Annotated in this window: 15 protein-coding genes; 5 read left to right on the top strand and 10 right to left on the bottom strand. The window is 70.5% G+C overall.

The features are described from left to right. Positions 1-2: 2 nt before the first annotated feature. From DQ384_RS04275 to DQ384_RS04285, 3 genes are all read right to left on the bottom strand, one after another. The gene (locus DQ384_RS04275; RefSeq protein WP_114027337.1) at positions 3-881 is read right to left on the bottom strand and encodes a DUF3152 domain-containing protein; all 879 of its coding nucleotides are present in this window, start codon (positions 879-881) and stop codon (positions 3-5) included. A gap of 183 nt (positions 882-1,064) precedes the next feature. Continuing rightward, on the bottom strand, positions 1,065-4,058 hold the full coding sequence (locus DQ384_RS04280; protein WP_114027338.1) for a chitinase C-terminal domain-containing protein: 2,994 nt from the start codon (positions 4,056-4,058) through the stop codon (positions 1,065-1,067). A 362-nt stretch (positions 4,059-4,420) separates the two neighbouring features. After that, entirely contained in the window at positions 4,421-5,650 is a 1,230-nt protein-coding gene (locus tag DQ384_RS04285) for a chymotrypsin family serine protease (protein ID WP_114027339.1), read from the bottom strand. A 646-nt stretch (positions 5,651-6,296) separates the two neighbouring features. Between DQ384_RS04285 and DQ384_RS04290 the strand changes: the two genes are divergently transcribed. Further along, positions 6,297-7,034 (top strand): sulfite exporter TauE/SafE family protein, encoded by a 738-nt coding sequence (locus DQ384_RS04290; protein WP_114027510.1) that lies wholly within the window; start codon positions 6,297-6,299, stop codon positions 7,032-7,034. A 106-nt stretch (positions 7,035-7,140) separates the two neighbouring features. After that, a complete protein-coding gene (locus DQ384_RS04295; protein WP_114027340.1) occupies positions 7,141-8,004 on the top strand; it encodes an aldo/keto reductase in 864 nt (287 codons plus the stop codon). A 129-nt stretch (positions 8,005-8,133) separates the two neighbouring features. Here DQ384_RS04295 and DQ384_RS04300 read toward each other — a convergent pair whose 3' ends face one another. The 6 genes from DQ384_RS04300 to DQ384_RS04320 all read right to left on the bottom strand — a co-directional run bounded on the left by DQ384_RS04300 (position 8,134) and on the right by DQ384_RS04320 (position 13,546). Continuing rightward, positions 8,134-8,727, bottom strand: coding sequence for a DUF6879 family protein (locus DQ384_RS04300; protein WP_114027341.1), 594 nt, complete (start codon positions 8,725-8,727; stop codon positions 8,134-8,136). Positions 8,728-8,744: 17 nt separating this feature from the next. Next, the gene (locus tag DQ384_RS43545) at positions 8,745-8,873 is read right to left on the bottom strand and encodes a hypothetical protein (protein WP_281274000.1); all 129 of its coding nucleotides are present in this window, start codon (positions 8,871-8,873) and stop codon (positions 8,745-8,747) included. A gap of 154 nt (positions 8,874-9,027) precedes the next feature. Further along, entirely contained in the window at positions 9,028-9,381 is a 354-nt protein-coding gene (locus tag DQ384_RS04305; RefSeq protein WP_181871019.1) for an MmcQ/YjbR family DNA-binding protein, read from the bottom strand. A gap of 128 nt (positions 9,382-9,509) precedes the next feature. Further along, positions 9,510-11,360 (bottom strand): N-6 DNA methylase, encoded by a 1,851-nt coding sequence (locus DQ384_RS04310; protein WP_114027343.1) that lies wholly within the window; start codon positions 11,358-11,360, stop codon positions 9,510-9,512. Positions 11,361-11,605: 245 nt separating this feature from the next. Further along, complete coding sequence (locus tag DQ384_RS04315) at positions 11,606-12,217, bottom strand: hypothetical protein (protein WP_114027344.1); 612 nt, start codon at positions 12,215-12,217, stop codon at positions 11,606-11,608. Between the two features lie 33 nt (positions 12,218-12,250). Continuing rightward, entirely contained in the window at positions 12,251-13,546 is a 1,296-nt protein-coding gene (locus DQ384_RS04320; protein WP_114027345.1) for a vWA domain-containing protein, read from the bottom strand. 360 nt (positions 13,547-13,906) lie between these two features. On the opposite strand from DQ384_RS04320, the gene DQ384_RS04325 reads away from it, so the two are divergent. Then, on the top strand, positions 13,907-14,740 hold the full coding sequence (locus DQ384_RS04325) for an NAD-dependent epimerase/dehydratase family protein (RefSeq protein WP_114027346.1): 834 nt from the start codon (positions 13,907-13,909) through the stop codon (positions 14,738-14,740). A 172-nt stretch (positions 14,741-14,912) separates the two neighbouring features. On the opposite strand, the gene qcrB is transcribed toward DQ384_RS04325, so the two are convergent. Further along, complete coding sequence (gene qcrB, locus DQ384_RS04330; RefSeq protein ID WP_114027347.1) at positions 14,913-16,550, bottom strand: cytochrome bc1 complex cytochrome b subunit; 1,638 nt, start codon at positions 16,548-16,550, stop codon at positions 14,913-14,915. A 577-nt stretch (positions 16,551-17,127) separates the two neighbouring features. Between qcrB and DQ384_RS04335 the strand changes: the two genes are divergently transcribed. Together DQ384_RS04335 and DQ384_RS04340 are read left to right on the top strand one after the other, a co-directional pair. Further along, the gene (locus DQ384_RS04335; RefSeq protein WP_220182765.1) at positions 17,128-20,868 is read left to right on the top strand and encodes a family 78 glycoside hydrolase catalytic domain; all 3,741 of its coding nucleotides are present in this window, start codon (positions 17,128-17,130) and stop codon (positions 20,866-20,868) included. Between the two features lie 339 nt (positions 20,869-21,207). Further along, positions 21,208-23,328: a hypothetical protein gene (locus DQ384_RS04340; RefSeq protein WP_147268631.1), complete on the top strand. Its 2,121-nt coding sequence runs from the start codon at positions 21,208-21,210 to the stop codon at positions 23,326-23,328. Positions 23,329-23,474: the final 146 nt, after the last annotated feature.

The following is a 23,474-nucleotide window of genomic DNA, read 5'->3' on the forward strand; positions in this document are numbered from 1 at the left end:
GGCTACGGCCGGCGCTCGCGCTTGGCGGCGTGGGGGAACGGCCAGGGGTTCGGCCGGCAGCCCTGCAGGGAGATGGTCTGCTGGGTCATCACGGGGGCGAGGCCGCGCGGGGAGGGGCAGTTCTCGTGCCCGTGGCCGAGCGCGTGGCCGACCTCGTGGCTGATCACGTACTGCCGGTAGAGGGGCAGGTTCCCCCGGTACCCCGGCGTGCCCATCGCCCAGCGCCGCGCGTTGATCACCGAGCGGCGTCCGTTCCAGCAGGACACCTCGCCCAGGGTGCGCAGCGGCAGGCACTGCCGGTCGGTGAACGCGGGGCTGGACAGGGACACGCGGAACCGCACCGGGCCGCGGTCGACCCGCTTGAACCGCATCCGGCCACCCGCGCCCCATCCGCGTGGGTCGTTGAGCGTCTCGTGCACCTGGGCCGCGAACTCCTCCGGGTCGAACGGAAGGCCCTTCTCGACCTCCACCATGTACCGGACGAGCCGCCCCTCGCGGCCCTTCGGCGGCCGGGCGACGCCATGCACGAGCGCGTACGCGCCCTTCGCCGCCCGGGGCACCTCGACCTCGTCCGGCCGTAACGCCTCCTCGCGGGAGCCCCGGTGCCGCCTGCGGTCCGACAGCTCGTCGAAGGGCTCGTCGTCGTCCTCGGAGGGGTCGCCGGTGACGTCGAGCGGCACGCCGTCCGCGACCGGGAAGGGCGAGGGGCCCGGGGTGCCGGCGGGCACGCCGGGCGAGGCGGCGGGGTGCGGCGGGCCGGGGCTCCCGGCGCCGACCGCGGCGCCGCTCACGACCACGGCCCCGCCCGCGCTGACGACGACCCCGGCCGCCCAGGCGAGCAACAGGCCCGTCCGCCTCCATGGACCAGGGACAAGCGGCATCGTATTTCTCCGCACAAGGCTCGACGGCGATGATCGACGGCAAAGCCTAATACCCCCGCCCACCTCAGGCGATTCGGGGGGAAGGCCGCCCTCCGCCCGCCCAGGGGCGCGCCGCCCGGCCGAAGGGGGCCGGGCGGCGCTTGGCACGGACGATCGGTGCGATCGGTGGTCGTGGGCGGACGGTCAGCGAGGGTTGTCGGTGGACAGGCGGTAGCTCTGCCCGCCGAACGTCACGGTGAAGTTGGACGGGGACGCGATCGGCAGGTCGTAGCGGAGCTGGACCTCCTTGGACTGGCCGGGGGCGATGCTCTCCCAGGTCGGGACCGTCAGCCGGACCCGGTGGAAGTCGCCCTTGAGCCCGCCGGCGTTGGGCCCGGTGTGCCCGGTGGACACGATGGAGAGCGTCCACCCCGTCTGCTGGGACATGGTCGCCGGCGCCGAGGTGCCGTAGTCGAACTCGATCGTGGCCCCGCCGGGGATGGTGGTCGTGGAATTGTTGGTGAACTTCAGCTTCGGCGAGATCGGGTAGTTCGCGTCGCCCACCGCGTACCCGTACAGATCGGCCGACACGTTCAGCGTCTGCGCCGGCATCGCCCGCGTGCCCGCCTTCAGGTTCCCGTACGGCGCGGCCGTCCTGAAGGTGTCGTAGATCTTCGTGGTGAGCGTGTCGCCGATGAAGTACTCGCCCCGGCCGCCGTCACGCTGCGGGTAGTAGGCGTAGTCGCCGGCCAATTCCCAGATCATGATGCCGCCGAGGCCCTTGCTCGCCACGTAGTCGGCCTTGGCCTGCACGGACTGGTCGTCCTCGGTGGACAGGAAGACCTTCTTGTCGTTGTTCCACAGCCAGGGCGCGACCATGGACGCCGAGTACTTGCGCGCGTAGGTGCCCGAGACGCGGTCGGTCGGGTCGGTGTCGGGGGTGAGGCCGTACTGGGTGATGTAGCTGCCCTGCCTGCCCTCCTGCAGGTTCTTGAAGTGCCACACCGGGTTGACTCCGGCCGGGACCTCCTTGCCCTGCGCGTCCAGGTCGTGCCAGAGGTTGTCGATGCCGATGGCGCCGTCGCCGCACGGCACCGTGGAGCCGATCGTGCCACCGGTGCCGGGCGGGCACTTGGTCTGGTCGGGCAGCGTGGAGGTGCCCCACAGGCCGTCGGTGCCGCCGGTGACGCCCTTCCACCCGCGGCTGTAGTAGCCGAGGCCGAGGTTGATCCGCCCGGACTGGATCGCGCCGCGCAGGTGGTGGTACGCCCAGTCGCCGTTCATGTAGCCGATGCCGCTGTAGGTGCCGTAGACGTTCCAGTGCTTCATCTCGGCGTCGGTGCCGTCGTCGTACAGCGCCTGAAGCGGGCCGACGAACTGGTTCCAGGCGCCGTGCAGGTCGTAGGTCATCATGTTGGCGAAGTCCAGGTACGGCGTGACCTGGTACGCCTCGCTGCCGCGCAGGATCCAGCCCGAGGCGCTGGTGGCGGCGGTGAGCAGGTAGTACTTGCCGTCGGCCGCGGCGGCGGCGTCCAGCTTCTGCCGCAGCGTGCGCATCAGGTTGACGTACCCGGCCATCAGCGTGGCCCGGCGCGGGTTGGAGAAGGTGAAGTCGTCCGGGTTGCCGGCGTTGGGGGCGGACGTCGCGTACTCGTAGTCGATGTCGAGCCCGTCGAAGCCGTAGTCACGCAGGAACTTCACGGCCGAGTCGGCGAAGGTGTTGATGGACGCCTGCGAGCCGGCCATCGTGTAGAAGCCGCCGCTGGCCTGCCGGTTGCCGTTGTCGTCGAGGTAGCCGCCGGTCTCGGCCCAGCCGCCCACCGACAGCAGCGTCCTCACGTTGGGGTGCTGCTTCTTGAACTTGTTGAGCTGGTTGAAGTGGCCCTTGTACGGATACGCGGGGTCCATCTCCGCGCCGGGGACCCCGGGCCATTCCATGCCGACGGACGCGTTGTTCGGCCCCGGGGTGCCGACCGAGACCTTGCCCTGGCCGTCGATGTGCCCGAACGCGTAGTTGATGTGGGTGATCTTGTCCCAGGGGATGTCCTTGGCGAGGTACGCCGGGGCGCCGTTCTTGCCGGTCCGCCAGGAGGTGAAGTATCCGACCACACGGCGCGGGTGGTCGGCCCCCATCTTCTCGCGGCCGTTGGTGTCGTACACGGTGCAGTACGGGACGCCGGTCACGCCGGGCGACTGGTACAGCCCGTCGGGACGGCAGGCCGACTGGTCGGTGGGCTGCTTGTCGGTCCGCACGGTGACGGTGCCGGAGAACGCCGACTGGTTGCCGGCGGCGTCCTTGGCGCGCACCTTGAAGGTGTACTCGGTGTCGGCGGCCAGGTTGCCGGCCGTCGTGGTGGTGGCGGGCGGCGTCCCGGTGACCGTCGCCGCGAGCGCGTCGCCGTTGTAGACCTCGTACGCGGTGACGCCCCGGTTGTCGGTGGAGGCGCCCCACTGCAACGTCACGCTGGAGGCGCTCTTGCCTGTGGAGGACGGCGTGCCGGGCGTGGTGGGCGCCTGCGTGTCCGGGACCTCCTCGCGCAGCGTCCGCACCGTCGTGGCGGGGGAGGCGGCGGACTCCTGGCCCGCGGTGTCGCGCGCCTTGACGGCGAAGGTGTAGTCGGTGTCCGGGGTGAGGCCGGTGACCGTGGCCGAGGGGCCGGTGACCGTCGTCACCTTGGCGGCGCCCTGGTAGACGTCGTAGGAGGCGACGCCCTTGTCGTCGGTGGACGCCGCCCAGGTCAGCGCCACGCTGGTGAGGGACGGCGTCGCCGACGGCCTGCCGGGCGCGGTCGGCGGGGTGTCCGGGGTCGTCCCGCCCTCACACGGGTTTCCGTTGATCTTGCAGTTCGCCGGGGGAGTGGACGGGCCCATTCCGACGAAGCCGAAGCTGTTGGTCCCCGTGGTGCCGCCCGGCGGGACGTTGGCGTTGGCACTGGAGGGTCTCACCGTGACATGGCCGCCGCTCACCGTCGGCGTGCCGTTCCACCAGTTGCCCATGGACTGGCCGGAGGCGAGGTCGAACTCCAGCGTCCACGTGGTGGCGGCGGTGTCGCCCGCGTTCTTCACCTCGTAGACGCCCTGCCACCAACTGCCGCGGTCCGAGGCGGTGAACTTGGCCGACAGCGACGCGGCGGCGTTGGCGGCGGGGGCGCCGACCGCCGCCATGCCGGCCGTGGCGGCCGCGTACACGACCGCCACGGCGACTGCTCTCCATGAACGGAGACGGGACATCAGGCTTCCTCTCTAGCGGAGCAGACAGGCGTGCGTGTCCCCCCAAGCGCGTGCTACATGCACGACCCCCCAAGCGAGCGTGAAATCCCCTCGTCAGGGAGGTTTCAGATAGGAAAGTTTCCTATCAATTCGGGAAGCTACCCGTCCCCGTGAAGGTCGTCAATCCCCGAGTTTCCGGGCCCCGCGGCCGACGAACCGGGTCGCGACGGACGGACGACCACCTCGGAGGCAGTCCTTCGGCGCCGTGCCTCCCCCGACGGGGAGGCACGGCCCACCGGTGAGACGACGTCCCCGTCCCCGCGCGCGTCGGCGGCCTCTCGCCTGGTTCTTCAGCCGGTCGCGATGGCGATCCCCGGGAACGCGGTGGTCGCGTTGCTCCACGGCGCGTAGTACAGCCGCCAGGAGCAGATGCGGCCGGTGGTGACATAGCCGGTGCACGGGACCTGGGCGCTGGTGTCGATGAGGGAGATGACCCCCACGGCGTACTGCCGGGTGGTGCCGGACGGTTCGGGAGTCTCCACAGGGCCGCCGCTGTCGCCCTGGCCGGCCGCGTTCTTGCGGGTCGAATTCTCGATGAGGGCCATGCCATAGAGCACGTCCCGGGCAAGGTAGATCGTGACGTTGGTCATCTTCACCTGGCACAGGCAGATGGTGCCCGAGTAGGCGCCGGAGGTGCAGAGCCACATGCCCACGTAGGTGGAAGAGGTGCCGGCGACCGGGTTGCTGTACTCCGGCGGCGTGGCGGCGGGGTCGTTGTTGTAGACGCGGCCCGCGGTGCCGGCGCGGATCAGCATCACGTCGCGCCTGACGTCGGCGTAGGCGATCGGGCCGATCACCTGGCCGGTCGGGTCGGTGGCCGTCTGCCCGACGCTGCCGCAGTGGGCCGCGGACAGCATCCAGCTCGCCCCGCCGGCGGTGACCGCGAAGCCCGTCGAGCAGCCGAGCCCGGTCGAGGCGTTGCGCCAGGCCGCGCCGCCCAGCCAGGGCGCGTCGTCGTTCCAGCGGGCGGCCGGGGCCGGCGTGACGCCGGCCTCCACGGTGACCGGCACCGCCGAGCCGGCGACCTTCGAGCGGGTCTCGCCGTAGTCGGCGCCCGAGACCGTCAGGCCAGAGCCGTCGGGGTTCGGCGCGATCGAGGTGACCGCGCTTCCGGAGGCGCGGCCGAGGCGGTTCGTCTCGCTCTCCAGCTCGCGGGCCGAGTAGGCCGCGGGCAGGACGCTGACCGGGACGTCGCGCCGCAGCCGGCCCACGAGGTCGCCGATGCGTTCGGGGACGGCCCCCTTCCAGTAGACGCGCAGTTCGCGGTTCTCCGGCGCGGCGACGATGCCGGCGAACCCGGCGCCGCCCTGCGTCCTGACGGCGGCGGTGAGGCGGTCGGCGGCCTTGACCAGCTTCTCCTGGGTGGCCAGCAGGTCCTTCCAGGACGTGAAACCGCCCGGGACCTTGCCGTCCGGCTCGACGGCCCGGGTGGCGGCGTCCTTGACGGGGGTGGGAGCGGGGGCCGCGGTGGCCGGGGCGGCGCCCGTCGCGACCACGGCGAGGGCGACTCCCAGCGCCACTGCCAGACGACCGGTGGCTCGTGGGACTCGTGAGGTGATCGGGGGGATTTTCACCTTGATGCTCCTCCGTGCGTTACTCGCGGGGATATATTCGATATTCCATGCATATGTGGGCTAATCAATGTCTTGACTTGTATTTCTGGAGTGGTAAAGCTATATGGCCGGGCAGTGTTGTGCCTGGATTCCGGCTTCACGCTTATGGCACCCCACCGCGCCTCGATGGCCTGCCACCTGGGATCACGGGGTTGCTCGCATCCGAAATCCGGCATACTCCACGCCATATCTACTTCTTGGTATGAAAAACGGCGGTTCCGTGTCGATCGCCGGAAGAGAATCCCGGCAAGCGCATACGACCGGGAAGCCGCAGGGCGCCGGGCAGGGTCGAATATCCGCGCCTCACTCGCCTGTCCGCGGGTTCGCCGATCGGTATCGGACTTCGGCGTGGGTCGCCGGGCGCGGCCGGCTGACCGGCCTCCCTCGACCGCTTCGGCGGGTGAATTACGAGCTATGATCTTTCTGTTCAGATTTGCGCTGGTGTTCCCCCTTACCAACCCGCCGACGAACGTCTGATGTTCGGCACCGAGCGAAAGGTCGCCATGCGCCCGTCGGCTGGTCGGTGGCCATGGCGCGCCTCCGGACGAGGCTGATGCCGTCTCTCGATCTCACACAGTGGGCGATCCTCGTCTTCTCGCTGGTCCTCGTCGGCTTCTCCAAGACCGGGGTCTCCGGGGCGGGCACCGTGGCCATCGCGCTGTTCGCGCTCGTGCTGCCGACGAAGATCTCGACGGGCATGTTGCTGCCGCTGCTCCTGGTCGGCGACGTCGTGGCCGTCGCCTCCTACCGCCGGCACGCGGACTGGCCGAGGCTGCTGCGGCTGTTCCCGTGGGTGGCCGCGGGCGTGGTGGGCGGGGCCGTCGTCGTCCGCTGGGTGGACGACGCGCAGATGAGACGGCTGATCGGCACGATCCTCCTGGTGGTCGTCACCGCCCACCTGTGGAACCGCCGCCGCGGCCCCGAGAACTCCGTCGCCCACAACCGCGCGGTGGCGGCGCTGGCGGGCGTCTTCGCCGGGTTCGCCACGATGACGGCCAACGCGGCGGGCCCCATCATGGCGATATACCTGCTCGCGGCGGGCCTGCCGGTTCTGAACTTCCTCGGCACCAGCGCGTGGTTCTTCCTGACGATCAACGCGTTCAAGGTGCCGTTCAGCGTCGCCCTCGACCTCGTCACCCCGGCCACCCTCGCGTTCGCCGCGGTGACGGCACCCGCCGTGCTCGTCGGCGCCGCGGCGGGCCGTCTGCTGATCGGCCGCATCGACCGGACGTGGTTCGAGCGCGTGACCGTGGCCCTCACCGTCGTCGCCGCGATCCGCCTGCTCTTGTGACGCCTCGGATCTCTCGCCGCCGTTGATCGATTAGACGGGCTAGTCGCCGAGGCGGTTGACTGAGGGCGAACGAGTTGAAGGTGATCCTGGCGGAGGAGGAGTTCTCATGCAGACTCGCCGTATCGGCGATGTCCAGGTCGGTGCCGTCGGGCTCGGCGGCATGCCCATGTCCATCGAAGGGCGCCCCGAGGACGAGAGCCGTTCGATCGCGACCATCCACGCCGCCCTGGACGCCGGCGTGACGCTGATCGACACCGCCGACGCCTACCACCTTCACGCGGACGAGGTCGGCCACAACGAGACGCTCATCGCCCGCGCCCTCGCCTCCTACGGCGGCGACACCTCGGACGTCCTGGTCGCCACCAAGGGTGGTCACCTGCGCCCCGGCGACGGCACGTGGACGCTGAACGGCTCGCCCGACTACATCAAGCAGGCCTGCGAGGCGTCGCTCAAGCGGCTCGGCGTCGAGGCCATCGGCCTCTACCAGTTCCACCGGCCCGACCCGCGGGTTCCGTACGAGGAGTCGGTGGGCGCCATCCGCGACCTGCTGGACGCGGGGAAGATCCGCCTCGCGGGCATCTCCAACGCCGACCCGGCCCAGATTCGGCAGGCGCGCGAGATCCTGGGCGGACGGCTGGCCAGTGTGCAGAACCAGTTCTCCCCGGCGTTCCGCTCCAGCGAGCCGGAGCTCGACCTGTGCGACGAGCTGGGCATCGCCTTCCTGCCGTGGAGCCCGTTCGGCGGCATCCGCCAGGCCGGGCGGCTCGGGTCGCGGTTCGGCGCCTTCGCCGAGATCGCCGAGGCCCACGGGGTGAGCCCGCACCGGGTGACCCTCGCCTGGATGCTCGCCAAGTCGCCCGTCGTCATCCCGATCCCCGGCGCCTCACGCCCGGAGACCATCCGCGACTCGGTCGCCGCGGCCGACCTCCACCTGTCCGCGGACGAGGTGGCCCGCCTCGACGCCTCCTGAGGTGTTCGGGAACGCCGACTCATAGGCGTCCCGAACCGCTATGCCGCAGGCGCGGCCATGAACCAGTGATCGGGGCGCCGACTCCAGGGCGCCCCGAACCGGCCGAGCGGAGCGAGGCCAGAGGAACCGCTACGGCGGCGGCAGCGGGAGTATCTCGCGGGTATGGTACTCCATCAGTTCCTCGCCCTGGTCGTAGAGGCGGGCGAGGGCGTCCAGGCATGGGCCGACCGTCTCGGGGTCGGTGAGCCTGCGCGCCCCCGTGTGGGCGCCGATCTCGTCGTACAGCACCTCGTAGCACAGCGTGGGCGAGAAGATCACGAGCTCCGGCAGCGGGCCGTCCGCCTCGAACTCGCGCACCGCCTCGGCGGGGACGACCCGGACGCGCTCGCCCGCCGCGACCCGCAACGCCAGGAAGTGCACCTCCCACTGCAGGTAGGGCGTGACGGGCGTCTCGACGACGCGCAGCCGGCGGAACTCCGGGCGCTCGGCGTACATCCGCGTCAGCGGCGCGCGGAACTCCTCCTGCAACGCCAGCGCGCGCGGCCAGTCGCCGTCCGTCATGGCCCGCCAGCTCTCCAGGTCGCCTTCGTGGAAGTCCTGCGCGCGTTCGAGCTTCCAGATGGTGTCGGTCGCGGCGGCGAAGACCCGGTCGAACTCGTCCTGGTAATCGGCGACGGGAAGGGTCTCTCCTTCGGCGGCACGAAGCCGGTGGAACGGGTCCACGATCTCCTCCGGCGGGATCAGTTGGAGCTGACGGCGCTGACGGCGCTCGTCTCGACCTTGGCGAGCGGGCGGATGGCGACGATCGTCATCCCCACGCCGTCGCGGGCGTTGTCGGAGGACCGGGTCTCGCTTTCGGCGTGAATCATCGCGCGCCTTCCGGTAGAAGCCTCGCGGCCTTGCCGCACGGACGACGCCGATCCTCCAGCGCGTGCCGGAAGGGGTCAAGGCCGGACGCCGCGCGGCCCCGCGTGGCACCCGCACCGGCGCGCGCCGTGCCGGTGTGTCCGGGGATCGGGGTGTCTAGGGAGAGGCGCGACCGGCCTCGTGGGCGTCGACCAGATTCTTGGGAGCCGTCAGGCACCACGCCTCGGTGACCAGCTCCAACAGCTCGTCCGGCTCGATCTTCGTCAGATGCACCACGACCCACCCGAACCGCCCGGCGGTGAACTGCGCCTCGAACACGTCGGGCCGCTCGGCCACCAGCGCGATCTGCTCCTCGATCGTCGCCTTCAGCCCCACCGTCTCGGTCTTCTCCCACAGGTACCCGAATCCCTTACCCCGCACCTTCAGCGCGACCCACTCACCCCCGTCGCTCTGCTTCACCTCGGGAAGCTCGTCCAACATCCCCAGGAACTCATCGACACTCACGCCCATGGCCCACATCTACCAGACCCCACCGACAGGATCCGCGCCCCCCAGCACCCCGCCCGAACCTTGTCGACCTGCCCGCAGATCGCGTTCGCGCCCTTCGACGACCGACCTCGATGACAGGGGCGTGGCGGTCAGCCCGGTGACCCGGGATTCAGCACACCGGTGGTGAGTCCGAGCAGGACGGAGGCGGCGGCCACCTGACCGGACCCGTTCACCCCGCGTAGCTCCGCCTCGAAGGTGAAAAGGTCACGGAACGCCTCTCCGTACCTGCGCTGCTCGCTCAGCGGAAGCCGGGGCACCTGGGCACGCCGGGCGTCGAATCGCGTCAGCCCCGATTGAGTGCCCCCTGTCGGCACCGTCGAGCCGCGGACGAACCCCGCGAGGAAGTACGGATCGAGACGCTCCGGATCGGGCCTGAGAAGGGTGAGGCGCGGCCCGAGCAGCAGGCCGGTCTCCTCCGCGACCCGGGCCGCCACCTCCCGGTCGCGCGTCGCGATCACCACGTCACCCGGCAGGATCGCGATCCTGTTCTCCGGCCGTGTGCGGTTCGTGGCAGGCCCTCCCGCGAACAGGTGACCGGCCTCCAGCACGGGCTCACCCGTGCCGTCCAGGTCGTACCGGCCGGCCTGATGGACGGTGAGCGCGCCCGTGCGTTCCAGTTCGGTGAGCGGGACCATCGGCATGTCCCGGGGACGGCCGGGGAGCGCGTCCGGCACCAGCGCCGCGAGGCGTTCGAGGCGGCCCAGGAAATCGGCGCGGACCGCGGGGTAGTCGCCCGCCGTCGCGTCCGCCACCCCCACATGCCGCGCCGGGCCGACGTCGATGTCCTCGTCGATCAGATCGATGATCGGTACGGTACGGCTCTCGCCGGGCAGGTCCAGAACGCGGTCCGGGTCCTCCTGGAAGTCCCGCCATCGCTCGACGACGGTGTCGAACGTGGCCGGCTCCGCCATGGACATCAGCACGCGCGACGGCGTGCGGCCGTCACCGGCCGGCTTGCGCAGCACCCATATGTGCACGGGCAGGCCGGAGCCCGGGGCCATCTTCGGCGGGAGCCCGATCACCGCCTGGACGGCGCCGCGGCGAAGCAGGTTGCTGCGTATCCGGCGGCCGGATCGCCGGTTGGCGGCGATCTCCGGCATCAGCATGACCGCGACGCCGCCGGGCCGCACGTGGGCGAGCGCGTGCTGCACCCACGCCAGCTCCGACTCCGACTTGGGTGGCAGCCCGTACTCCCAGCGCGGATCGCTCGCCAGCTCCTCGTATCCCCAGTTGCGTTCGTTGAACGGCGGATGGCACACCACCGCGTCCACGAGCAGGCCCGGCCAGGCGTCCTCACGGAGCGAGTCGCCCGTCCTGACCACGCCGTCGACCTCGGCCAGGGACAGACGCGTCTGGGCCAGCCGCGCGAGCGCGGGGTCGCACTCCTGCCCGTAGGCGTGTTCCGCCTCGTTCATCGTCGCCAGGAGCACTCCGAGTCCGCAGGCCGGATCCATGACCGTACTGACGTCCGGGCCGGCCAGGTTCGCCATGAACCGCGCGACTTCGGCGGGTGTCTCGCCCAGCCGCCGGGAATGCACATCGGCGTAGCGGTCGAGCAGAAACCGGCTCGCCTCCGCGGGGTCGTGTTCCGCGGCGAACTGCTGGAGGAGCTTCCACGCGGGCCGCGGCACCGAACGGGGCGTGCCCACGCCCCGCAGCAACTCGGTGGCCTCGGCGACCACGTCACCGAGGCCGAGATCGTCCGCGGCCATCCTGATCTGCTGCCAGACCCGTTCGGCGAGGGGCAGTTCCTCTACCTTGCCCTGGCCGAGCAGCCACGCCTCCACCTCCTTGAGCGCGAAGGTGGGGCTGGTCGGTGTCCCGCCGACGGGTTCGGGGAAGTCCTCGTAGCGCCGCCGCCAGTTGCTCACGGCCGCCCGCCCGACACCCGCCATGCGCGCGATGTCGGCCGAGGTGACGGTCGCCCCGTCTCCGCCCATCGCCGGCCTCCCGGTCCTCCGCACCCGGCGCTTCCCACGCCGGCACCTCCTGTGTAGATGCAAACGTAGCGTAGGAGGCGGCGCGTCCAGATCGCGGGGCCGAACACGTGTACGGGATTCACGTGGCGACCCCTCCCGGAGCGCTCCGGGGACCAAGCGCTTCAGGCGGTCCGACGGCGAAGAGAACGGTGTAACAGGTGCCTTCGCGCGACTTCGGCGGCGCCAGGCCGCGCCGGCGTCGTGCGTCAGCGGCGGACCATCGTCCAGGCGCCGTCGGCCTTGACGGTGACCAGGCGGGTGCCGGTGGGCAGCAGCACCTTGCCCTTGTACGCGCCGATCTCGTTGACGAGCAGCTCGGGGTAGGACCCGACGCGCGTGTAACCGTACACGATGAAGTTCGACTCGCCGCCGTGGGCGGCGCGCATCGTGCGGAGCCCCTTGGTGGGGGAGAGCTTGAGGACCTGGTCCCCCTTGCCGCGCAGCGTCGCCGAGCACCAGCAGCGGGCCTTGGACAGCGGCTTGAAGGTCGCGGTCCACGCGCCGTCCGCCGTGATGGCGAGACCGGCGGTCCCGTTGCTCGCGTAGGCGTTGTAGAGAACGGTGCCCCCGTAAGGGCCGATCTCGTTGACCAGCAGGTCGTCCTTCCTGCCGTTCGGCTTGATCGTGTAGACGATGAAGTTCGCCTCTCCGTCATGCGTGAACTGGATGAGGCCGGGCTGCTTGGTGGTGCGGATGCGCACCACCTCGTCGCCCTCGCCGCTGTACCTCGTATCGGCGTGGGCGGTGGTCGCGCCGATGCCGGCGGTGGTGAACGCGAGGGCGGACAGGGTGAGCATGGTGATCAGGCGGCGCAACATGTCTGTTCTCCTGGAAGAAGGTGTCCTGCGCTGTCAGCGCTCGTCGGACGGGTCACTGGAAGGGGCGTCGGGTTCGGGGGAGGGCCGGCCGCGCTTGCGGGTCGTGCGGTGCCAGTTGGCGAGGGCTTCCTTGGACACACGGTTGGGGTCCTGGTACGAATCCCGGGCGTACCGGCGCAGTTGCCGTGCCTCGGCCGACAGTTCGTCGGAGTTGGGCGCCCAGGACAGGTTCTTCTCCAGCTCGTCTCCGGCGGAGTTGAGCACCTCCTCCGCCCTGGCGAGGTCGCCGTTCAGCAGGGCCTCGGAGGCCTGGCGTTTGGCGTCCTGCGCCTCCTGGAAGAGGCGCTCCGCCCGGACGGTCAGGTCGGGAACCCGGCCGGCAGCCTCGTCCCCCGGTACCACGTTCACGCTCACCGGGACGGTGACGGTGTAGGTGGTGAGCGTCGCGGCTTCCACGTAGGTGAAGACGAGGTCCGCGATCGTCGCCGGACCCAGCCGCGAGATGGCCGGAACGAGTAGCCGCAGGAGGGTCTTGCGCGTCTCGCCCGCGTAGAGGTCGCCGAGCTCGGCCATGATCGCGCCGTTCGGCAGCCTGTTCGAAGGCAGGCCGCCGTACAGCAGAACGGAGCTGACAGGGTGACGAGGGGTGACGGCGAGGGAGAGGGCCTGGGTGACCTTGGCGAGCAGGCCGTCGACCTCACCGGCGATGAGCCTTCCCGCGGTGTCAGGGTCCTCCGCGTGCAAGGCGCTGCCGGCCCCGCCGTCGGCGATGGCGGCCATGAGCCTCTCGTCGTAGTCGAGGCCGTAGCCGAGGGTCGTGGTCGAGACACCATGGCGATGGGCCGCCATCGCCACCTGCCCCAGCTTCACGGGGTCGGTGGTGCCCATGTTGGCGTGTCCGTCGGAGATCAGCAGCAGCGTGGCGCCCCGATCGCCCGCCGCCCGATGGGCCTCCTGGATGCCGCGCAGCAACCCGCTGGACAGGTCGGTCTGGTTTCCCGGGCGGAGTGCGGCGATCGCGTGCTTGGCGCCCTTCTTGTCCGTCAGCGGCCCGGCGGGCAGATCCACCCGGGCGGTGTCGTCGAAGCTGACCAGGCCGAAGTCGTCGGCCGGGTCGAGCCGGTCCACCAGGGAGAGCAACGCGCGCTTGGCGCCGTCGAGGCGCCCTCCGGCCATGGAGCCGCTCCGGTCGAGGACGATCTGCAAAGTGGCGGGCCGCCGGGTCGCTGAGGGCTTGGGTCGCGGGGCGGTGATCTGCACCAGGACGGTGACCTCGCCGTCCTGATCGAGCGGGACCACGTCGAGGTCCAGATGAGCGGAGACGTGCATGACGAAACTCCTGGTGAAGGGGGAAGCGATCAGGGGGGGCGGCCTGCCTCAGTAAAGCATGCGTGAACTCAGTGCACAAGTCGCATATGTTGGACATGCTGCCCGACGCCGCGAACTGCTTCCGCGCCGTTTCCCGGCGCGTGTCACCTCCGTGGAAGATTTCCACCGCCGGGCCTCGGCTCCGTGGACGACGCCAACGTCGAAGGGCACGGCCGCCAGGTGTTCCGCACCCCTGCGCGCAGCGCCTGATCCAACCGGCGGCCGCGACGAACACAGGGGGCGGACGAGCCACCAAATACCTCTGCGAAAGTGTCCATAGACGGATATAGCTCCACGGATCTGCTCACCGCAGGAGGAACGATGGCGAAGATCTGCGTGACCGGGGCGAGCGGCAAGCTAGGGCGGGCCGTCGTGCGGGACCTGCTCGACCATGGCTACGAGGTCGTGGCGACCGACGTCAGGCCGGGGCCCTCCGACCTAGGGGCTCAGGTGCTGCTGGCCGATCTGACCCAGTACGGGCAGGCGGTGGAGGTCCTGCACGGCGTCGACGCCGTCGTCCACCTGGCCAACATCCCGGCGCCGGGGATCCACACCCCCTCCGAGACGTTCAACAGCAACACGGTGATGAACTCGAACGTCTTCCTGGCTGCCGCGCAGCTGAAGATCGGCCGGGTCGTCTGGGCCTCCAGCGAGACCACGCTCGGACTGCCGTTCGACGCGCCGCCGCGCTACGCCCCCGTCGACGAGGACCACTACCCCGTCCCGACCTCGACGTACGCGCTGTCCAAGGTCGTCACGGAGACTCTGGCGGAGCACGTCGCCCAGTGGTCCGGCATCGCGTTCGTGGCCCTGCGCTTCTCCAACATCCTCGGCCCGGACGACTACAAGGCCTTTCCCGCCTACTGGGAGGACCCACTCCTCCGCAAGTGGAACCTGTGGGGCTACATCGACACCCGCGACGCCGCCGCGTCCTGCCGCCTCGCCCTGGAGGCTCCTATCGAGGGCGCCCGAAGCTTCATCATCGCCGCCGCGGACACCGTGATGAACCGCCCGTCCGCCGACCTGATGAAGGAGGTCTTTCCCGACGTGGAGATCCGGCGCGACCTGGCAGGGTTCGAAACCCTCCTCGCCATCGACAGCGCCCGCGAGGCGCTCGGCTTCACCCCGCGACACTCCTGGCGCGACCACGAGTGAAACCGTGGGCGCCCGAAAGGGGGCCGGCCCATCGGGCGCGGAAGGAAATCGGCTTCCGCGCCCGACCAGATTTTTCACACGGTCTTCCGCCGTTCTCGTCGACGCGCTGATATTTCATCAAGTTGATCCCGATGGACGACCGTCGCCTGCCGTCAGGGCTGGATGGCCGCCGTCACCGGCTCCGGCGGCCCGCCGCGGAGGAGCCGTGGATCTCCTCCGCCGGACGCTCATGCCCGTCCTCGGGTGCCTCCAGGGAGAAGGCCTCGCTCTCCCTCGCGTAGGTGTCGCTGAGCTTGGCCCGCAGCCGGCCGAGTGGGTGCCGCATGACGTCCGGAGGCAGGCCGTCCGAGGCGGCCGGGATGGCGGGGATGGACTTCTTCCCCCTCACCAGCTCCGCCAGATCCTCCGTCGGAGGTACGTGAACCTCGACGTACTCACCGTTGGGCAGGCGCTTGATGACACCCGACTCCACACCGTGGACCAACATCTCCAGATCCCTGCGCTGCAGGCCGACGCAGACGCGGTAGGTGACGAAGTACGCGAGCGCCGGTCCGAGGAAGATCAGCACCCGCCCGGCCTCGGTGGTGGTGTACAGCGGGATGTGGAACGTCTTCGAGACCAGGTCATTGGCGCCCATCACCATCAGCAGCGTGTAGAACATGATCGCCGCGACGCCGATCGAGGTCCGGTGCGGGTTGTTGCGGGGCCGGTCGCACAGGTGATGTTCGCGTTCGTCCCCGGTGATCCATTGTTCGGCGAGCGGGTACAGCAGCAGGCCGGTGAAGATGATCCCCATGGGCAGCAGAGCCGGGATGATCACGCTCAGCGGGATCGTGTGTCCCAGGACGTTGATCTCCCAGGACGGCATGAGCCGCAGTGAACCCTCCAGGAAGCCCATGTAGAAGTCGGGCTGCGAACCCGCGGAGATGTCGGCCGGGCTGTACGGGCCGAACAGCCAGATCGGGTTGATCTGGGCGAGCGTCCCCAGCAGCGCCAGGGCGCCGAACGTGAACAGGAAGTACGCACCCGACTTGATCATGAAGGCGGGGTAGAACGGCGCGCCGACCACGTTGGTATCGGTGCGGCCCTTGCCCGGCATCTGCGTGTGCTTCTGCACCCACATCAGCATGAGGTGGGCGGAGATCAGCGCCAGCAGCAGGCCGGGGATCAGCAGGATGTGGATGGTGAAGAACCGTCCGATCACATCCTCCCCGGGGTACTCGCCGCCGAACAGGAAGAACGAGAGGTACGTGCCCACCACCGGGATCCCGATCAACACCCCCTGGGTGATGCGCAGCCCGGCGCCCGAGAGCAGGTCGTCCGGCAGGGAGTACCCGGTCAGGCCTTCGGCGAGGGCGAGGATGAGCAGCAGCACGCCGATGGTCCAGTTGAGCTCACGCGGCTTGCGGTAGGCCCCGGTGAAGAACACGCGGAGCATGTGCACCATCATGCCCGCGACGAACAGCAGCGCCGCCCAGTGGTGGATCTGCCGGATCAGCAGGCCGCCGCGCACGTCGAAGCTGATGTGCAGCGTGGAGGCGTAGGCCTCGGACATCCGCACGCCCATCAGCGGCTGGTAGGAGCCGCTGTAGACGACCTCGCCCATGCTGGGCCTGAACCAGAACGTCAGGAACGTACCGGTGAGCAGCAGGATGATGAACGAGTAGAGCGCGATCTCACCGAGCAGGAACGACCAGTGGTCAGGGAAGACCTTGCGGAGGTTCCGCTTGAACCACGTACCCGCCCCCAGGCGGTCGTCGATGAACCTCGCGCGCTCCGCGAGCACCTTCGGCGTGCTGTCGAGAGTCATGCCCGCCCCCTAGCCCCGGCGTCCCCCACGCCCCCGGCGAGAGCATCCCCACGTCGCCCCGGACAGCCGAGCAGTCAGTACCTACCACGGTACGCTTCACAGTGGCACGGCATTCGAGCAGGTCAGGCGGGGCGGCGACAGCCCCCGTGCCGCCACCCCTCCCGCGTCAGAGCCCGTACGACGCCCGGGCCCCCTACCACGTCCGGCTCGACCTCGCCGCGCCGGGGCCGCGAGCAAGGAGCGGGACGATGCCGCCTCGGCTCCGCCGATCTCCTATTGACGGCGCCAGGGCGCTGTTTTATCGTCCTTTCAATTATCCCTTGCTATTAAAACGTTTTTAAAGCGCCTGCCCCCGGCGAGCCTGTGGCTCGCGCGGCCGGCGTTCCCGACGTGATGCCCGAGTGGCGCGGTCCGACCCGCGAGAACCGCGCGATGTGACGTCAGGGCCTTGCGACCCGTCCACCGACCGTGCGACCCCGAATGCGAACCCGGCATTCCAGACGCCCTAACAGCTTAAACCGTTTTACCAGCGCCGATCATCTGTTCCGTACCCCCACGGATCTTCAGGAGAGCCGGTATGACCCCCCCATCCGCTCGTCCGCGGTCCCGCGCGCTCACCGCCGTCGTTCTGACCATGGCCCTGCTCCTGCTCGGCTGGACCCCCGCCGCCGGGCCCGCCACCGCCAAGGCCGAAGCCGCCGCTCCGGTCTCCCTGGACGGCGCCTCGTGGATCTGGTACCCCGAAGGGAACCCGAGCCAGTCCGCGCCCGTGGGCACCCGCTACCTGCGGCGCACGTTCACCGTGCCGTCCGGCGCCGTCAGCGACGCCCACCTCGTCGTCACGGGCGACGACACGATCGACGTCTGGCTCAACGGCGTGCCGCTGGCCGGCTCACCGCGCCAGACCGACTCCTGGCGGCGGGCCCTCTACGTCGACCTGGCCTCCGCCCTCCGCGCCGGATCCAACACCCTCGCCGTCGCGGCACGCAACACCACGACGAGCCCTGCGGGAGTCGTCGGCCGGCTGAGGGTGACCACCGCGGGCGGTACCGCCGACCTGGTCACCGACGCCGCGTGGAAGGCCTCCGCCACGGCGACCCCCGGGTGGATCCAGCCGGCCTTCGCCGACGGCTCCTGGCCCGCCGCCGCCGTCTCGGGCACGTACGGCATCGCTCCGTGGGGCGCCGTGGCCGCCCCCGACCTCTCCACCCCCTCGCCGCTGACCGTCGCCGCGCCCACGACCGAGCGCCGGACGACGCCCATCGGCGTCGACGCGGCCCTGCCGCGGTTCGGGTGGAGGCTCACCGGCGGCCAGGGCGAGCAGGCACAGGCGGCCTACCAGATCATCGTGGCCTCGACGTCCGCCGGCGCGCAGGCCGGCACGGGTGACCTGTGGGACAGCGGACGGGTGGTCGGCGGCCGTTCCCTCGACGCGGTCTACGGCGGCCGGGCCCTGGCGTCCGGCACCCGCTACCACTGGCGGGTGCGGGTGTGGGACACCCAGGGCCGGGCGGGCGGCTGGGGGCCGGTCACGTGGTTCGAGACCGGACTGCTGGATCCCTCGGCCGAGTGGCAGGCCGACTTCATCGGCGCGTCGCCCACCGCTCCCTCCCTGAGCGGGGCGAGCTGGATCTGGTACCCCGAGGGCGATCCCGCGTCGAGCGCCCCGCAGGCCACGCGCTACTTCCGGCGCTCGTTCACGCCGCCCGCCGGGACGGTCACCCGGGCGACGCTCACCGTGACCGGTGACGACACCGCCGACGTATGGGTCAACGGCACGCAGGTCCACTCCTCTCCGCGCGGCGTCGACTCCTGGAAGTCGGCCGCCGTCGTCGACGTCACGGCCCGCCTGCGAGCCGGATCCAACACCGTCGCCATCGCCGCGCAGAACACCACCGTCTCCCCGGCGGGCGTCATCGCCGCCCTGGAGGTCGACGTCGCCGGGGCAGGCCGCACCAGGATCGTCACCGACGCCGCGTGGAAGGCGGCGCAGACGGTCGCCTCCGGCTGGCAGGACCCTGCCTTCAACGATTCGGCATGGCCGGCGGCCCACGTGGACGCCGCCTACGGCTCCGGCCCCTGGGGCACGAACGTCTCGGTGGCGGAGCCCGCGCCGTACGTCCGCAAGGGCTTCACGCTGAGCAAGGCGGTGGCCGAGGCCCGGCTGATGGTCACGGCGCTGGGGTTGCACGAGACGCGGATCAACGGCGCCAAGGTCGGCACCGAGGCGCTCGCGCCCGGCTGGACCGACTACAACAAGCGCCTCACCTACCGCACCTACGACGTGACCACGATGGTCCGCCAGGGTGACAACGCCATCGGCGCGCTGCTCGGCCACGGCTGGTACTCCGGCTCCATCGGGTTCGCCGGAAGCCAGAGGTACGGCACCCAGCCGTGGTACTCCGCCCAGCTGCGCGTGCGCTTCACCGACGGCACCACGCAGACCCTCCGCACCGACACGTCGTGGCGCACCGCCCCCGGCCCGATCACCGCGGACGACCTCTACCACGGCGAGGAGTACGACGCGCGGGCCGCCCGCACGGGCTGGGACACCGCCGGCTACAGCGACGCGGGGTGGGCGGCGGCCACGGTTCGCGCCGGCGCCAAGCCTCGTCTGGTGGCCGCGATCGACCCCGGCGTCGCCGTCCAGGCGAGCATCACGCCCACGTCGGTCACCCAGCCCAAGCCCGGCGTTTGGGTCGTCGACCTGGGGCAGAACTTCGCGGGGTGGAACCGGCTGCGGGTGCGCGGCCCGGCCGGCACCACGGTGACCCTGCGCCACGCCGAGATCCTCAACGCCGACGGCACCATCTACACCGCCAACCTGCGCGCGGCACGGGCGACCGACCGCTTCACCCTCGCCGGCACCGGCGCCGACGAGGTGTACGAGCCGCGGTTCACCGTGCACGGCTACCGCTACGTCGAGCTGACCGGCTTCCCCGGCACGCCCACCACCGCCAGCCTCACCGGCCTCGCCGCGTGGACCGACGGCGCGGCGACCGGCACCTTCACCTCCTCCAACGCGCTGGTCAACCAGCTCCAGCACAACATCCTGTGGGGCGCGCGCTCCAACATGCTCTCGGTGCCCACCGACTGCCCCCAGCGTGACGAGCGGCTCGGCTGGACCGGGGACATCGGCATCTTCGCCGCCACCTCCACGTTCAACTTCGACGTCCACGGGCTGCTGGACAAGTTCGCCGACGACCTGGCCGACGCCCAGCACGCCGACGGCGCCTTCACCGACGTGGCCCCGGACGTGTGCTGCGGCGCCGGGAAGGCCGGCTGGGCCGACGCGGGCGTCATCGTCCCCTACACCCTGTGGCAGCGCTACGGCGACCTCCGCGTGGTCGACGAGCACTACACGTCCATGAAGCGCTGGGTCGACTACTCCAGGAGCACGGCCGGAGCCGACCTCATCCGCAACCGGGACACCTACGGGGACTGGCTCAACGTCAACGACAACACCGCCAACGACCTGATCTCCACGGCCTTCTTCGGGCACAGCGCCCGCCTGCTCGCGCAGATGGCCGCGGCGACCGGCCGCCCGTCCGACGCCGCCTCCTACGGCACCCTCGCCGACCAGGTGGCGCAGGCGTTCACGACCCGGTTCGTCGCGGCCGACGGAACCGTGTCGGGGAACACCCAGACCGGCTACGTCCTGGCCCTGGCATTCGACCTCGTGCCCGGCGGCCGGACGCAGGCGGTCGCCGACAAGCTGGCGGCCAAGGTCGCGGCGAGCGGGGGTCACCTCAGCGTCGGCTTCCTCGGCGTCGAGAACCTGCTCCCCGCGCTCGCCGACCACGGCCACCTCGACACGGCCTACCAGATCCTGCTCCAGCCCGGCTATCCCGGCTGGGGCTACATGAACAGCCGCGGCGCCACGACGATCTGGGAGCGCTGGGACGGCATCCGGACCGACGGCTCGCTCCAGGACGCCGGAATGAACTCCTTCAACCACTACGGTCTGGGCTCCGTGGGCGACTGGCTGTACCGCTCGGTGGGCGGCCTCGGCGCCGACAGCGCCGATCCCGGTTACCGGCGCCTCACCATCGCGCCCCGGCCCGGCGGCGGCCTCACCTCCGGCAGGTCCGACCTGCAGACGGTGTACGGCCGGGCGCTCAGCGACTGGTCCGTCAGCGGCGGCACGCTGACGCTGCGCGTGGAGATCCCCGCCAACGCCACGGCCACCGTCCGGGTGCCGGCGGCGTCCGCCACCGCGGTCACGGCCCCGCCCCAGGCGGTCCCGATGGGCTACGACCAGGGCGCCGCCACCTACCACCTCGGCGCGGGAACCTACACCTTCACCACCCCCGCCTGACTCACCCGCGTGACCCGGCCCCACCCCGGCCGGCTCACGCGGCCTTGGCCATCCCGCCTACCCGCGATCGGACGAGTGGGTGCCGCCGGAGCGCCGGCGGGACCCACTCGCCGTTCTCAGGCGGCGTGCGGTGCGGGTGGTTCGAACCAGCGAATGGGCGAGGCGGGCGAAGTCGCACTGAGCGGCATCGGGCCGAAGCAATCTCCGTGAATACCCCCTTTCGGCCGCGCCTTCTGTGCCAAGCTCAAGCGGGATTCACGGGACTGAGGAACGAAAGCGTAGCGCTGGAGGCGCAGTCCGCCGTGTAGTGAATTCACATACGATAGACGCAGTCGGGGCTTGCTGACGTATTTCGTTCGGCAGCTATGTCGGGACCATGTCTGGATAGCGTGCACCCTTATGCCCTCGAACCCCACTCGCCTGTACCAGGCGGTCCTCCGTGACAAGGCTGCGCCGATCTCCCTTCGGCTCCGCCGTACCCTCGGGCAGTGGCTCGTCGGTAAAGGGCTGCCGTTTCCCGACGCCGGCAAGCCGCTGCAAGCCTTTGACGTGGACGGCACGCGGGTCCGCGTGGAACGAAGGGGTGACTGCGGCCGGTACGTCGTCGAAGAGTCGCTCGAGGGAGCGTTGCTGCGTACCCGGGTCACCTACCACGAGCCCATCCCCGGGCTGGCGGGGTGGGTCGTCGTCACGGTGGAGGAAGACGGTGCGGGCGGGGATGGTCACGCTCCCGGGTTCGTTCCGGCGTATTTACGCAGCGAGCGGATCAGCGACGGAACCGTCCATCTGACGGACGCGCCGGACGTCCTGGACGAGTACGACGTCGGCCGGCTGATCGACACCCTGTGCCAACGCGAGCGCCGGGTGCCGGTGGTCGTCATGTCCGTCGACCCGCAGGACCCTGCGGCCGTCACGGCCAGGGCGGACTACCTCGCCGCGGCGACCGCCGGTGCCGGCGTGGTGGTGCGTTTCGCCGACGGGGGCGCCCAGCGCCGGTTCAACGAGGCGCTCGGCCCGGACCTTGAAGTGTTCGGCGGGGGCCTCCGCACCTACGTGGCGCCTTTCGATCCGAAGACGGAGAGCTATCCTTTTCGGCACCTGCCGATGGGGGGCGGCACGCTGCGCTCACAGGGAGATCGGGCTCTCAACGTGGTGGCGGGGGGAGTCATCGGCCAGACGGCCCGCCGCACGCTTCCCGACGACGTCCAGCGCGCCTACCGGATCGTCTCCCGGATCCTTGCCGGCAAGGCCGAACCATCCGATATCCATGACGCCGTCGCGCCACGACTCATCGTGAACCAGGACCAAAAGGAGGAACTGCGCCGCAGGTTGATGGCGCTGACGGTGCGTCCCGCGCCGGTCGCGGCGCCCGGTCCCGCCCCCGTCCACTCGCTCGCCACCGTCGACGCGGTCGCCCCTGTCAGTTCGCCGGCCGGCGTGGACTCGCCCGCCTCCGCCGATGAGACCGTGGGCCCGGAGCCGGAACAGTCCCGCGCGCAGCAACCGGTCGACCGCCGGCCCGAGCCGGTCTTCGACGTGGGCGCGCTCGCCCAGACGGTCGCCGCAGCCGTGGTCAAGGAATTACACGGCGAGTTGGAGGCGGCGCTCGACCTCGCGGCCCAGGCCGGCGGAAACGGCTCGGAGAGCGGGCACCTGCTGCGTCAGATGCGGACACTCGGAGCGCACGTCGACGGGCTGCGCGAGGTCGTTCTCGACCGGCAACGCAGTGAGGAACTGCATGCCCAGGCGGCAGGGGAGGCCCTGCTCGCCGAGGCCGAAGGCGAGAGCGACCGGCTCGCGGCCGAGATGGAGCGGCTCCGCGCCGAGCAGGAGATCCTGCAGAACGAGTACGCCGAAGCTGTGGCGAACACGCGCAAGCTCGGAAAACGCGTGCGTTGGCTGGAGAAGAGACTGGCCGAGTCCGGCCAGCCCGCTTACGGCGTGTCCGCCGAGGAACCCGACTTCGAGCCGACCAGCCTGATGGACGGCCTGAACATGGCCCGCGAGACCCTCGGCCATGTGGTGATCGGGGACACCGACACGGCGGCGACGAAGCTGGACCTTGCCTATCCGACGCTCTCCCGGGTCTGGGCCGCCAAGACCTGGGACGCCCTCCGCGCCTTGGACGCGTTCGCCAAGGCCAGGTCTTCGGGAGAGTTCGCCGGAGGGTTTCTGCAATGGTGCATGAGCGCCGCGGATCTCACCATCCCCGCCGGCACGGTGGCCATGAGCGAATCCAAGACGGTGAACACCAACGGCAAGTACAGCACGAGCCGCACCTTCGCCGTCCCCGAGGAGGTGCACCCGTCGGGCAGAGTGCTCATGGAAGCGCACATCAAGCTCCGCAAGGGCGGCGTCCCCGCGCCACGCATCCATTTCCACGACGACTCGGGCGGCGCCACCGGCAAGATCTGGGTCGGTCACGTGGGAGATCATCTCCCTAACACGCTCACGAACTGATCAATGTCCGGATGCCGCTGTCGGCGGTCGTTCGAGGCGGACGCGGGGGATTCGCCGAACGGAGTGCGGGCTCGCCTGCCGTGCATGACGTCGTGGTGACACCCATTGGCCGTCACCCCTTCGCACTGTCGGAGGCGTCGAGCGGA

Origin of the sequence: Sphaerisporangium album (assembly GCF_003323745.1) — a bacterium.
In the GTDB taxonomy this organism is placed as follows: Bacteria; Actinomycetota; Actinomycetes; order Streptosporangiales; family Streptosporangiaceae; genus Sphaerisporangium; species Sphaerisporangium album.

Coding starts and splice junctions, on each gene's coding strand:
- DQ384_RS04275 (WP_114027337.1), bottom strand. CDS start 881: ATGCCGCTTGTCCCTGGTCCATGGAGGCGGACGGGCCTGTTGCTCGCC.
- DQ384_RS04290 (WP_114027510.1), top strand. CDS start 6,297: ATGCCGTCTCTCGATCTCACACAGTGGGCGATCCTCGTCTTCTCGCTG.
- DQ384_RS04295 (WP_114027340.1), top strand. CDS start 7,141: ATGCAGACTCGCCGTATCGGCGATGTCCAGGTCGGTGCCGTCGGGCTC.
- DQ384_RS43545 (WP_281274000.1), bottom strand. CDS start 8,873: ATGATTCACGCCGAAAGCGAGACCCGGTCCTCCGACAACGCCCGCGAC.
- DQ384_RS04305 (WP_181871019.1), bottom strand. CDS start 9,381: ATGGGCGTGAGTGTCGATGAGTTCCTGGGGATGTTGGACGAGCTTCCC.
- DQ384_RS04310 (WP_114027343.1), bottom strand. CDS start 11,360: ATGGGCGGAGACGGGGCGACCGTCACCTCGGCCGACATCGCGCGCATG.
- DQ384_RS04315 (WP_114027344.1), bottom strand. CDS start 12,217: ATGTTGCGCCGCCTGATCACCATGCTCACCCTGTCCGCCCTCGCGTTC.
- DQ384_RS04320 (WP_114027345.1), bottom strand. CDS start 13,546: ATGCACGTCTCCGCTCATCTGGACCTCGACGTGGTCCCGCTCGATCAG.
- DQ384_RS04325 (WP_114027346.1), top strand. CDS start 13,907: ATGGCGAAGATCTGCGTGACCGGGGCGAGCGGCAAGCTAGGGCGGGCC.
- qcrB (WP_114027347.1), bottom strand. CDS start 16,550: ATGACTCTCGACAGCACGCCGAAGGTGCTCGCGGAGCGCGCGAGGTTC.
- DQ384_RS04335 (WP_220182765.1), top strand. CDS start 17,128: ATGACCCCCCCATCCGCTCGTCCGCGGTCCCGCGCGCTCACCGCCGTC.